13 protein-coding genes are annotated in these 12,223 nt (G+C 65.3%); 3 read left to right on the forward strand and 10 right to left on the reverse strand.

Translation table 11 applies throughout. The features are described 5' to 3' along the window. Positions 1–3: 3 nt before the first annotated feature. The 9 genes from ACZY0X_RS01405 to ACZY0X_RS01445 all read right to left on the reverse strand — a co-directional run bounded on the left by ACZY0X_RS01405 (position 4) and on the right by ACZY0X_RS01445 (position 8,376). The gene (locus ACZY0X_RS01405) at positions 4–798 is read right to left on the reverse strand and encodes a carbon-nitrogen hydrolase family protein (RefSeq protein WP_463767815.1); all 795 of its coding nucleotides are present in this window, start codon (positions 796–798) and stop codon (positions 4–6) included. Continuing rightward, on the reverse strand, positions 795–1,961 hold the full coding sequence (locus tag ACZY0X_RS01410; RefSeq protein WP_463767816.1) for a M20 family metallopeptidase: 1,167 nt from the start codon (positions 1,959–1,961) through the stop codon (positions 795–797). Before ACZY0X_RS01410 ends, ACZY0X_RS01405 begins: the two co-directional genes overlap by 4 nt. Continuing rightward, positions 1,958–3,082, reverse strand: a complete 1,125-nt coding sequence (locus ACZY0X_RS01415) for a mandelate racemase/muconate lactonizing enzyme family protein (RefSeq protein ID WP_463767817.1) — start codon at positions 3,080–3,082, stop codon at positions 1,958–1,960. Before ACZY0X_RS01415 ends, ACZY0X_RS01410 begins: the two co-directional genes overlap by 4 nt. Then, the gene (locus ACZY0X_RS01420) at positions 3,079–4,254 is read right to left on the reverse strand and encodes an aminotransferase class I/II-fold pyridoxal phosphate-dependent enzyme (protein WP_463767818.1); all 1,176 of its coding nucleotides are present in this window, start codon (positions 4,252–4,254) and stop codon (positions 3,079–3,081) included. Before ACZY0X_RS01420 ends, ACZY0X_RS01415 begins: the two co-directional genes overlap by 4 nt. Positions 4,255–4,376: 122 nt before the next feature. Further along, positions 4,377–5,039 (reverse strand): GntR family transcriptional regulator, encoded by a 663-nt coding sequence (locus ACZY0X_RS01425; protein WP_463767819.1) that lies wholly within the window; start codon positions 5,037–5,039, stop codon positions 4,377–4,379. A 49-nt stretch (positions 5,040–5,088) separates the two neighbouring features. After that, positions 5,089–5,826 (reverse strand): amino acid ABC transporter ATP-binding protein, encoded by a 738-nt coding sequence (locus ACZY0X_RS01430; RefSeq protein WP_463767820.1) that lies wholly within the window; start codon positions 5,824–5,826, stop codon positions 5,089–5,091. Further along, the gene (locus ACZY0X_RS01435; RefSeq protein WP_463767821.1) at positions 5,823–6,533 is read right to left on the reverse strand and encodes an amino acid ABC transporter permease; all 711 of its coding nucleotides are present in this window, start codon (positions 6,531–6,533) and stop codon (positions 5,823–5,825) included. The genes ACZY0X_RS01430 and ACZY0X_RS01435 overlap by 4 nt, the downstream gene beginning before the upstream one ends. Beyond that, positions 6,530–7,372 carry an ABC transporter substrate-binding protein gene (locus ACZY0X_RS01440; protein WP_463767823.1) on the reverse strand — a complete coding sequence of 281 codons (843 nt, stop codon included), beginning with the start codon at positions 7,370–7,372 and terminating at the stop codon, positions 6,530–6,532. The genes ACZY0X_RS01435 and ACZY0X_RS01440 overlap by 4 nt, the downstream gene beginning before the upstream one ends. A gap of 251 nt (positions 7,373–7,623) precedes the next feature. Then, on the reverse strand, positions 7,624–8,376 hold the full coding sequence (locus tag ACZY0X_RS01445) for a deoxyribonuclease IV (RefSeq protein WP_463767824.1): 753 nt from the start codon (positions 8,374–8,376) through the stop codon (positions 7,624–7,626). 258 nt (positions 8,377–8,634) lie between these two features. Here ACZY0X_RS01445 and ACZY0X_RS01450 point away from each other — a divergent pair, with 258 nt between their 5' ends. The 3 genes from ACZY0X_RS01450 to ACZY0X_RS01460 are packed head-to-tail and all read left to right on the forward strand — an operon-like array spanning position 8,635 to position 11,229. Next, positions 8,635–9,693: a type III polyketide synthase gene (locus tag ACZY0X_RS01450; protein WP_463767825.1), complete on the forward strand. Its 1,059-nt coding sequence runs from the start codon at positions 8,635–8,637 to the stop codon at positions 9,691–9,693. A 13-nt stretch (positions 9,694–9,706) separates the two neighbouring features. Further along, a complete protein-coding gene (locus ACZY0X_RS01455; protein WP_463767826.1) occupies positions 9,707–10,216 on the forward strand; it encodes an isoprenylcysteine carboxyl methyltransferase family protein in 510 nt (169 codons plus the stop codon). Continuing rightward, entirely contained in the window at positions 10,213–11,229 is a 1,017-nt protein-coding gene (locus tag ACZY0X_RS01460; RefSeq protein WP_463767828.1) for an NAD(P)/FAD-dependent oxidoreductase, read from the forward strand. Before ACZY0X_RS01455 ends, ACZY0X_RS01460 begins: the two co-directional genes overlap by 4 nt. Positions 11,230–11,313: 84 nt before the next feature. On the opposite strand, the gene ACZY0X_RS01465 is transcribed toward ACZY0X_RS01460, so the two are convergent. After that, a complete protein-coding gene (locus ACZY0X_RS01465; RefSeq protein ID WP_463767829.1) occupies positions 11,314–12,180 on the reverse strand; it encodes a type IV toxin-antitoxin system AbiEi family antitoxin domain-containing protein in 867 nt (288 codons plus the stop codon). Positions 12,181–12,223 lie beyond the last annotated feature (43 nt).

Raw genomic sequence — 12,223 nt, forward strand, 5'->3', positions numbered from 1 at the left:
GTGTCATCCTTCGAAATGGCGTGGATCGGAAAGCGTCGGTCGTAGGTGCTCTAGATAGGGGACGAGGTCGACGTCGCCGCGGCCGGCGGCGAGTTCGGTGACACCGAGCTGATCCGTCGGGGGCAGATCCAGTTCGCACCGACCATGTCTGTCGAAAACCTTTGAGTGCCCGAAGAACTCGTTGGCGCCGATGGCGCCGACGCAATTGGCCACGGCGACGTGGATACCGTTCTCCAGGGCGCGAGCCTGGTGATAGATGTCGTAACGGTGCTTCTCCGCCCCCATCGCGAAGGCCGAGCTGAACAGCACTGCATCCACACCCGCACGCGCATACGACCGGGTGAACTCGGGAAACCCCGCGTCGTAACAGATTCCGATACCCAAGGACAGGCCGTGGCAGTCCACGACAGCCTGGCGATCACCCGGGGTGAACACCGGTCGCTCGGAGGTCCACAGGTGGATCTTCGAGTACACGTGCTCGACGGTGCCATCGGGGCGGAACCACAGCGTGGCGTTGTGCAGTCCACTGGTGTCACGCAGTGCTGCGCCGAGGGCTACTGCCACATTGCCGGCCTCGACTGCCCGGATCAGCGGATCCAACCGGGGATCGTCGATGGTGACCGCCCAGCGTTCCGGTTGCGCGCCGATATCCTCGGGGCGGTATCCGCTGAGGAACAGCTCGGGCAACAGCAGCAACTGCGCGTCCTGCGCCCCCGCCCGTACAACCAGTTCGGCAGCCGCGGTGACATTCTCCTCGACGGAGGAACGAATGGCCGGCTGGCCCACCGCCAGCCTCACGGTGTCAGTGCCCGGCGCAGGATCGCCTCGTAGACATCGACAGCGCGACGCAACTCATCGAGGTCGATCGACTCGTCCGGGACGTGCATGACCTCCAATTCTCCGGGACCGATCACAACCGTGGGGATGCCTGCGGCTCTGAAGTGGGTCATATCGCAGTTGACGATCAATCCGCTCAGCGTCGAGTCGGCGCCGATATCGTCAAGTGCGCTACGGCACGAGAGCACGAACGGATCGGTATCCGCTGTCTGCGAGGGGCCGCCGGTGCTCGGAGCGCATTCAGCGATCGCGGCGGTGACCGGAGCGTTGTCGGCGTTGAACTTGGCGAGCAGCGTCTCGATTTCGGCGAGTGCGGATTCCGCGGTCTCGCCGGGCACCAGGCGACGGTCGACGGTGATGCGACACGAGGCGGGCACGGCGTTGGGGGCCTCACCGCCCGTGATGAGCACGGCAGTTGCCGTTGGGCAGCCGGTCAGCGGATGCACGCGTTCACTCAGTTCGGCGGAGTAGGCCTCCAGCGCCGCCAGCAGTGGCCCGGCCCCGTTGATGGCATTGACGCCCTTACCGGGGGCTGCCGCGTGTGCGGACTTTCCGGTCAGCTCGATGACGGGCCGCACAGATCCCTTGTGCGCGCTGAGCAGTCGCAATGAGGTGGGTTCACCGATGATGGCACCGTCGACACCAGTGAGGTCGGTGAGCAGGTGCCGCGCGCCACGGCTACCGACCTCCTCATCGCCGACTGCGGTGTAAACCACCGTGCCGCAAAGGTTGTCGGCGTCCTCGGAATGCACCAGCCGCAGCAGTGCTATCGCCATGGGCGCCAGGCTGCCCTTGGCATCGGCGCTGCCGCGCCCGAACATCCGCCCGTCGCGAATCTGGGGGTCGAAAGCAGGTGTTGTCCATTCTCCGACCGCCGGCACCACATCCAGGTGCGAGTTCAGCACGATCCTCGGGCCACCCTCGCCGAACGATGCCGACGCTGTGACGTTCACGTGCTCGTCGTCGAAGCGGTCGACAGCCGCCTCCAGGCCATGGCCTGTGAACAGATCGGCAAGCAGCTGCGCGGCACCGGCCTCGTTCCCGCCGGGGTTGGTGGTATCGACCGTAACCATGTCCCGCAAGAGGTCGACGACATCGGGTATGGACGAGAGTTCGCTATTCACACTATCTCCTGAGCAAATGTTGTATCTATGGAAGCAATCCCGTGACCCGCTCCGGCCGGCACCGTGACGCTGCCCTCTCGCATCACCAGGCGGTCGGTCAGGTCGCGTGCGATACCCGCCCAGCCCCAGAGCTCGGCGCGTTCAAGCCCGAGCGCCACAGCGAGGTGGGTGGTCACGGCGCAGCCGAGCTGTCCCTGATCCATCTGTCCGAGCGCCACCGCGAGTCCGTTGACACGTGCCCGGGCCACAGTCTGGAACAGGCGGGCCACGGTGCCGCACTTCTCGAGCTTCAGATGGACTCCGTCGACGGCGCCCGCCGCGGTGAGAAGCTCCACGGAGTCTGCATCGCGTACGGATTCGTCGGCGTATATGGGTATGCCGGCGTCGCTACGCAACCTGGCCAGTTCGGACACTGCCATCACGGGCTGCTCGATCCAGGCCACGCCCAATCCCGCGAGTGCGTCGATTCCGGCGGCCGCGGTGTCGTAGTTCCAGCCACCGTTGACGTCGACGATGAGCGTTAGGTCAGGTCCGACCGCGCGCCTGATCGCCTGCACACGCGCGATGTCGGTCGACAGGTCAGGCGCGCCGACGCGGATCTTGATCCGATCGAACCCTGCGGCGGCGAATGTGCGGGCCGCCTCCTCGGCCGTCGCCGCGTCGCCGAATCCGATCTGAGCGTGGGTGCGAACCGAATCCGTTTTGGCAGCAATGGGATTCCACGCCTGGTACAGAGGCACGTCGGACTTGCGCGCCACGGCATCCCAGACCGCTGTGTCGACGGCCATCCAGGCGAGCAGGGACTGTCCGGACAGATCGGCACCGATCTCACCGGTCGTTCTGCCCGTCAGCGGCACTGCCCGCAGTGCCGCCACGATGCTCGCCTCATCCTCGCCCGTCGCGTATGCACCGTTGGATCGGACCTCGGCGTAACCACGCACCCCGTCCGAGAGTTCAACCTCCACCACGACCGAGGTCAGTGCCCCGACATCGGCGGTGGCGTGGAGGAGTCGTCGACGCAACGGCAGGGCGACGCTCCAGGCTCGGAACCCGGTTATGGCCTCTGCCGAGTGTTCGTTCACCAGGTTGGTGCTCTCTGCATGTGTCGTCTGGGTGGTCACTGCTTCGCGAACCCCGCTACGACGTCGAGGATCCGGCCCAGTGCGTCATCCCACACCTTCTCGTCCTGGGCGAAGCACAACCGGATATGCCCGCGGCCCGCGAGGCCGGACTGGTAGCCGGGATTGACCACAATGCCCGCATCGCGTTTGAGAGCGATCGCGACCTGTTGCTCGGTGGCATCCACCGTGATCTCCGGGAACACATATGCCGAGCCGTAGGCCGACCGGACCCTCATGACCGACGAGGCGTTGATTCGTTCGACCGTGGTGTCGCGCAGCGCTTGGTATTCGGTGGTTCGCAGCTTGACGAAGTCCTGATCGTCGGCCAGCCAGCGGGTGAGCAAGTGCTGTGCGTAGGACGGCGCGCGCAGCGCCGTGCACGACTGCACCTCCTCCATGTCATCGACGAGGTTGGACGGACCGACTGCCAGGCCAAGGCGATACCCGGACAGCGATTCCGTCTTCGACGGTCCGAGCAGCGTGACAGTGCGGTCCCTCATTCCGTCGAGATTGGCGATGTGGGTGAAGGTTTCGTTGTCGTAGACCAGCCGGCAGTACAGCTGGTCGGCGAGGACGTGGAAGTCGTGCTGGTTCGCCAGGGATGCGATGAGCGCCAACGTCGAGTCGTCATAGATCATGCCGGTGGGGTTGTTCGGGTGCGAGAACACCATCAGCTTCGGCTTGCGGTTCGCCGCGGCGGTGAGCTTGTCAGCGTCGAGCACGGGGCGGCCGGCATCGGAGTGCACCACGGGTACCCGCACCACCTCGGCGCCGAAGTATCGCAGCATGCGTTCGGTGGAGAGGTAGTCGGGATCCGGCAGAATCACGACATCGCCGGGCTCGATCAGCGACGCCAGAGCGATGAACAGTGCGCCCTGGGTACCGGGGGTGAGGATGACCTGCGAGGGGTCGGTCGCCGGCATACCCAGTACCGCTTCCACATTGGCGGCGACTGCGGCACGGACATCGTTGTCACCACGGTAGGGCGTGTAGGTCATCCCGGCTCCGCTGGCGGCTTCGCTGAAGGTGGGCAGCGCCCACTCCGGCGGGGGGAACCGGTGGGTGTCGGCGTAGGTCGCATCGAGGAAGTACCCGGGCGCCAGCGGGGTTTGCGCGAGCTCACGCTCGGCCTCCCGCAATGAGGTACCGATGGCCGACGCCAGTTCGGGCACCGAGAGTCGCTCGATTGCACTGGGCGCGCGGCGACTTACGGTGGCAGACGGGGATAGGGACATCGGGAATCGACTCTCTTTCATGTGGTGATGTAAAAAGTGGTGACTAAAGGAAAGCGGGCTTACTCGCTCAAGACGTCGACCAGTACGTCAATACCACCGCGAACATGCTGTCCGACAGCAATTTTCACGCGGTCGACATCGTGGCATTTCAGCGCATCCAGGATCTCGCGATGCTCCTTGACACCCGAGATGGCCCTGTTGATATCGCTCATGTACATCGCGATGTAGCGGTCGGACATGGCACGCAACTGCTGTTGCGCCTGCAGGGTGCGACTCAGCCCAGAGGCCTCGTAGATCCGGTTGTGGAATGCCCGGTCATGCTCCCTGGCGAGATCCAGATCCCTCGCGTCAAGCGCCTTCTGCTGTTCGTCGAGTGTCGCCTCGATCGCCGCGATCTGGTCGGGAGTGATGAGCGGCACGGCCCTTTCAGCGAGCAGGATCTCCAGGGCCTCGCGGCCTGCGTATACATCGCGGGCGTCGTCGAGGGAGACGGCCGATACCACCCAACTCTGGTTGGGACGGTGCACGACGAATCCCTCGGCGTACAACCGACTCAAGGCCTGCCTCAAGGGAATGCGGCTGATCGACAACTCACCCGCCAGAGTGTCCTGGTCGAGCTTCTGGCCGGGCGTGAGCACGCCAGTGAGGATCCAATGGCGGATCTGAAGATAGGCCCACTCCTGTTTGTTGAGTGGGGCGTTCTGAAGTATCCGAGCTGTCACGGCCGGATCCCTTTCTCTGAAGCGCTGCCGCTGCGGCACGTGCCGTCCATCAGCTGACGAGAGTCTGTTCTAGGAACTTCTTGGTGCGATCGTTCTTGGGCGCGGTGAACAGATCGCCGGTCGGTCCCTCCTCCACGATCCGGCCCTCGTCGAGAAATACCACCCGGGTGGAGAAGTTTCGGGCAAAAGCCAATTCATGGGTGACGACGACACATGTCATCCCCTCCCGGCTGAGCTTCTTCATGACGTCAAGCACCTCACGGGTGTACTCCGGGTCAAGTGCACTGGTGGGCTCGTCAAAGAACATGATCGCCGGGTTCATCGCGAGGGCGCGGGCGATCGCGACACGCTGCTGCTGCCCACCGGACAGTTCAGCCGGGTAGTGATCAACCTTGTGTGCCAGTCCAACGTCCGCGAGGAGTTTCGTGCCGTCCTCGTCGGCCTTCTGCTGCGAGACCTTCTTGACCCGCCGCGGCGCCAGGGTCACGTTCTGCAGCGCCGTCAGGTGTGGGAACAGGTTGAACTGCTGAAACACCATGCCGATCTGGCCCGACGTGGAGAACGGCTTTCCCTCCGACGATGAGAGGACTTTGTCCCGGAACATCACCTGTCCGCCTTGCAGCGGCTCCAGGCCGGCCAGACATCGCAGAGCCGTCGACTTTCCCGCACCCGAAGGGCCCATGAGGACAACCGATTCGCCCTCTTCGATGGTGAGTGAGACGTCGTTGACCACAGGCAAACCGTGGTAGTTGCGAATGACACCCTTAGCGGTGAGCAGTGCGGTCATGCGGCTCCCTCCATGGCTCGTCCGGCCTTCTCACCCTTGCGCCGGCGCTTGTCGGAGCGGATGTCGATATCGAGTCGGCGCTCGCACTGACGGAGCACGAACGTGAACGCGGTGGTGAGGATCAAGTAGTAGATGGCGGCGGCCGCAAGGCTGCCGATGTAGTCGAAGTTGCCCGAGGCCTGACGCTGGGCCGTGAGCAGCAGATCCGAGACTGCGACAACGGAGGCCAGCGCCGAGGTCTTCAGCATTCCGATGAGCTGATTACCGGTCGGCGGGAGAATCAGTCGAGCCGTCTGCGGGAGGATGACGTAGCGCAGGCTCTGGACCGGACTCAAGCCCAGCATGTGCGCCGCGGTGCGTTGCCCCTTGTCCACACCGAGCAGACCACCGCGAATGATCTCCGCCATGTAGGCGGCCTCGTTGAGGCTCAACGCCACGATCGCACAGGTGATGGGAGTGAGGGTGAGTCCGAATGTCGGCAGCACGTTGAAGACGAAGATCAGCTGGAGCAGTACCGGGGTGCCGCGGAACAACCAGATGTAGAAGTCGGCTGCCCAACGGACAGGTGCCACTCGACCTGATTTCAGCAGCGCCAGCAACAGTCCACCCGCGATGCCCAGCACCATCGAAACGACAGTGAGGTACAGCGTGACCCAGGCCGCCTCGAAGAAGGTCTTGCTGAAGACGTAGTCGATGATCGATGTCATCGGTCTACCTTCGAATCCATTGGCAGGTTGTACTTCTCGAGCAGCTTGTCGTACTCGCCGCTGTCGATGAACTTCTGCACCGCGGCCTCCATAGCGGCCTTCAGCTCCGGTTTGTCCTTGGGCACGGCGATGCCGATCTGGGTATCCAGTGCGAAGGTGTTGAACACCTTGAACTTGTCACCAGCCTGCGACAACGTATGCGCTGCACCGGGAGTGGAGGTATCGAAGAACTGCGCACGCCCGGATTGCACGGCGAGCAACGCATCCTGATTGTTGGGCAGCGCCATGATCTCCATCGGCGGCAGACTGGCGGCCTTCAGTTGGTCGTTGAAATCGTTCATGTAGGTCTCTCCGATGGCACCGCGGGTGACCGCGACGGTCTTGCCCGAAAGATCCTCGGGCAGCTTGGAGATGGAGAGGTTCGCATCGGCTTTCCCTATCAGGGACTCACCGATCTTCATGTAGGGCACGAAATCGACGACGCCCGCGCGCTCATCGTTGATGTACATCGCCGAGTTGATGATGTCCACCCGCCCGCCCTGCAGGGCCGGGATCAACCCGTCGAAGTCGATGTCGAGGACCTTGGTGCGAAGGCCCAGGTAGTCGGCGAGCTGCTTGCCCATGTCGATATCGAAGCCGACGAGTTCACCGTTGTCCTTCGACTCGAACGGCGGGAAGGACGCAGCGGTCCCGTACGTGAGGTGTCCGTTGTCCACCAGGCCTGCCGGCGGGTTGATCACTGCAGTCGGCGGCGCCTCATCGGGCGTCGACGAGCAGGAGCACAGCACCGCGATCGCCGCGCACAGCGCAGTGAACGCCATCGGAATTCTTCGAGTCATGGAATACCCCTGGAGAGGACGGAGGAGATACTGGATCGAAAATCTTGGATATCGGATATCGATGATCCTATCGAGGATGTGATGTACGTCAAGCGGAAGGGAGCCGATGGCCCGCATCACGCCGGCTCCGCCGCAATGCAAAATGCCCGTCACGCAGCGTTTAGCGTGTGACGGGCTATTTGCTCGGCAAGCGACTGGTGGTGTCCGGTGAATGCGTGGTCATCCGGCGCACGGCCGATTGGCGGAGAAGATCAGCCGAGGTTCTCCCGAAGGAACGCGATGTCGTCCTTGCGGCCCTCGTCCGACGTCTCACAGATGACCGGTGCGTCGGCCGTCTTGACGACCGCGACCAGCAGTTGCGGGTCGATCTGGCCGGTGCCGAAGTTCGCGTGCCGGTCAGCGCCGGACCCGGCGGCGTCGCGGGAGTCATTGCAGTGCACCAGGTCAATGCGCCCAGTGATGGACTTGATGCGCTCCACGGCGTCGATGAGCGCCTCACCTGCGGCCCAGGCGTGGCATGTGTCGAGGCAGAACCCGATCCCCATATCGCCGATGCGCTCCCACAGTCGAGCGATGGTGTCGAAGTGCCGCGCCATCGCGTGGTCACCTCCGGCCGTGTTCTCGAGGTAGACAGGCACGTCGGTCTTGAGGCTGTCGAGCGCCTTGACCCACCGTTCGAAGCCGGCCTCCATGTCCTTGTCGTCGGCGTGCCCGCCGTGCACGATCACGGCCGTGGCGCCGACCTCGGACGCCGCGTCGCACGTGTCCTGCAGGATCTTGCGCGACGGGATCCGGACCCGGTTGTTGGCCGACGCGACATTGATGAGGTACGGCGCGTGCACGTAGAGCGGGACCGTCGACGCCTTAAGCGCCGCTGCGTCCTCACGCGGTTTGGGCTTCTTCCAGCTCTGCGGGTCACCGAGGAAGAACTGCACGACCTCTGCATTCTCGGCCGCGGCAGCGGACAACGGGTCATCACCGTGGACATGTGAGCCAATCAGCACGAAACCCAGTCTAGGTCGGCCGTCCGACGCTCTCCAGACCGCTGCGGATCATGGCCGATCACGTAGCCCCCACATCCCAGAACCCGCGCTCTAGCATGGGCATTGCCTTGTGGTGGTTCGAAACTCGCAGCTCACCCGTAGATCACCACCCATCGGCGCACCAGACTCCGTGCCATTCCGACGCCCACTGCGGACCGCACCGTCGAGTGAACGAAGTGCCGCCCGTCGTCGTATTAGTCATTGAGAAGGAGTGAGCCCATGAGCGTCATTGCCAGTGTCCGCGGAGAACTACCACCGCACCGCTACACCCAGGCCGAGGTCACCGAGGCCCTGCTCGCGCTTCCCGGCTATGCCGAACACGAGGATGCCATCCGCCAGCTCCACAAGAGCGCGAAGGTCGACAGCAGGCACATGGTGCTGCCGCTGGAGGACTACGCCGGGCTCAATGACTTCGGCCGCGCCAACGACATCTTCATCGAGCATGCTGTGGAACTGGGGTGTGCGGCGATAACCGGTGCGCTCGCCGAGGCCGGCCTCGAGCCCGCCGACGTGGACGTCATCTTCACGACGACCGTGACCGGCGTCGCCGTCCCGCCCCTGGACGCCCGCATCGCCGGTCGGATCGGGCTGCGGCCCGACGTCCGACGGGTACCGATGTTTGGCCTGGGCTGCGTCGCCGGGGCCGCCGGGATTGCTCGCGTCAACGACTACCTGCGCGGTGCGCCCGATGACGTCGCCGTCCTGCTCGCGGTGGAACTGTGTTCGCTGGTGCCCAAGAGCGACCCGACCATCGCCACCGTCGTCGGCAGCAGCCTGTTCGGCGACGGCGCCGCCGCGGTGGTCGTCGTCGGCGATCGGCGCGCCGAGCAGATCGGGGCCAGCGGGCCTGAGGTGCTCGACTCCCGCAGCCAGCTCTACCCCGACTCGCTGCGCACGATGGGCTGGGACATCGACTCGAGCGGCTTCCGTCTGGTGCTGTCCCCCGACGTGCCCAAGGTCGTCGAACGCTATCTCGGCGAGGGCGTCACGAGTTTCCTCTCCGACCATGACCTGACCATCGGCGACATCGGCGCGTGGGTGAGTCACCCGGGCGGCCCCAAGGTCATCGAGGCGATCACCGCCACGCTCGGCCTGCCCGACAGTGCGCTCGAACTCACGTGGCGATCACTGGCCGAGGTCGGCAACCTGTCCTCCGCATCGGTGCTGCACGTACTCCGGGACACCATCACCAAGCGCCCGCCCGCGGGCAGCCCCGGCATGCTGATGGCGATGGGCCCGGGGTTCTGCTCCGAACTCGTGCTGCTGCGTTGGCGCTGACGGGAACCGGCAGATGATCTGGTACACGCTGCTGATCGCCGTCGTCGCCCTCGAACGCGTCGCGGAACTGATTGTCTCCAACCGAAACTGGGCATGGTCGCGCGCCCGCGGCGGTGTCGAGTTCGGCAAGGGGCACTACCCCGTGATGGTGGTACTGCACACCGGCCTGCTCGCGGCATGCCTGCTGGAGCCGATCCTGCTGCACCGCCCGTTCATCCCCGCACTCGGTTGGTCGATGCTGGCTGTCGTCATCGCAACCCAGGCCCTGAGGTGGTGGTGCATCACCACCCTCGGCCCGCAGTGGAACACCCGGGTCATCGTCGTACCCGGCGCGGCACGGGTGACCGCCGGCCCGTACCGCTGGATCCCGCACCCGAACTACGTGGTGGTCGTCGCCGAGGGCATCGCCCTGCCGCTCGTCCACACCGGGTGGCTCACCGCCATCGTCTTCACGGTCGTCAACGCGTTGCTGCTGAGAACACGGCTGAAGGTCGAGAACGCCGCGCTGGCGAGCCTGACATGATCGACCTGCTGGTGGCCGGCGGCGGTCCCGCGGGACTTGCGACCGCGCTGTACGGCGCACGGGCGGGCCTCGAGGTCGCCGTCGTCGAACGCCGAACCGGAGTGCTGGACAAGGCCTGTGGCGAGGGAATGATGCCGCACACGCTGAGCCATCTCGATCACTTCGGCATCGCAGTCACGGGTCGCCCGCTGCGCGGGATCAGCTACATCGCGGGTGCGCGACGCGTCGACGCCACCTTCCGTGCGGGCGCAGGCCGGGGGGTGCGCCGGACAGTTCTGCACGCCGCGCTGTGGCAGGCCGCCGAGGCCGCCGGGGTGAAACTGGTCCACGGCGAACTCGGTGAGATCACCCAGGACGCGGAGTCGGTGTGCGCTGGCGGGTTTCGGGCCCGCTACCTGGCGGCGGCGGACGGACTGCACTCCCCCATCCGCACGTCGCTGGGACTGTCGCGACCGAGCCGAGGTCCCCGGCGGTGGGGCATCCGCAGGCACATCGAGATCGCACCGTGGACCGACTCCGTTGAGGTGCACTGGGCGCCCGGTGCCGAGGCCTACGTGACGCCGGTAGCGCAGGACTGCGTGGGCATCGCGATCCTGTCCGCCAGCAGGGGCGGATTCGACCGGCACTTCGAGGAGTTCACCGAGTTGCGCGACCGCGTGCACGGTCTCGAGCACGGCCAGGATCGGGCCGCGGGCCCCCTGCGGCAGAACGCCAGCAGTCGGGTGGCCGGGCGCGTCCTGCTCGTCGGGGATGCCGCCGGCTACATCGATGCACTCACCGGTGAGGGTATGGGCTTGGCGTTCAGCGCGGCGCAAGCACTGGTCAATTGCGTTGTGCAGGAACGAGCCGAGACCTACGACCGGCAGTGGCGCCGGCTCACCCGCCGGTACCGCCTGTTGACCGCGGGCCTGGTTGCCGCGGGCAGCCACGCGCCGGTGCGATCGCGCATCGTCCCGGCGGCCACCGCGCTGCCGCGCGTCTTCGCCGCCGCGGTCAACCAGCTGGCGTACTGACCCGCGCGAGCAGACGCAAAAGCCCCTCAATCGTGGCAAATGAGGGGCTTTTGCGTCTGCTCACCGGTCCGCTGTTGCGACTTCTCACCCGTCCAGGTGATGGAACACGCGCCCAACGAGATCCCGTGGACGCTGGCGTACGTCATCGACCACGATCGGAACCGACGTCCAGCCACACTCCTGCAGCCGCGCCACCTTGATTCGATCGTGCTTCAATGCCTCTGGCGACGCGTGCCACTCCATGCTCTCGTACTCGGCCACGACCATCGCATCCGGCCAGGCGAAGTCGACTCGCCATAGGTCGCCGCAGCGGTCGACGATCTCGTATTGCAGTTCGGGCCCGGGCAACCCACCATCGATGAACACCAGTCGGGCCTCGCTCTCCATCGGCGACTCCGCACGGGCGTCGGCGTACTCCAAGAGTTCGCGAACGCGAACGATTCCGCGCCGCCCCTTCTGCTCACGCGCGGCCCATATCAACTCGTCCCGCGTACAGGCCCTCACATGCAGTGCCGCATCCAACGTCGCCAAAGCCCTTGGGCGGCGCAGCGTCCGGGCCACCTCCACTGCGGTCCACGCCGGCGCGGTGGCCAGCCGGCCCTGCGCTCGGCGTAGCGGGGCGCCCGTCCGTTGATGAACCATCAAACCCGCGGTTGGTCGCATTCGAATGCCCGGGTCCAGGACGTGTAGTCGGGAATCTCGTTCGGTATCGAAGCCGTGAAGTCCTGCCGCAGTGCCCATGCACGGCACCACGGACGTGCCCACCATCAAGTCCAGTGCCGCGAGTCGTCCCAACACATCCGGCGGCGACGACGCGTAGACGCCGTGGCACACGCGCACGATCTCACCGGTGCGAACGTGGGTGGACAGCATCTTCGGCGACATCACTGCCAAGAGTTGGGCCGTCGACACCTGGCCGCCTGCCTCTGCGATCAGTTCATGTACGAACACTCAGTCGACGCTGCCGCCTCGTCGACCGGCGCAACAGACCCGC

This window comes from Mycobacterium sp. IDUB_39, from assembly GCF_055419205.1.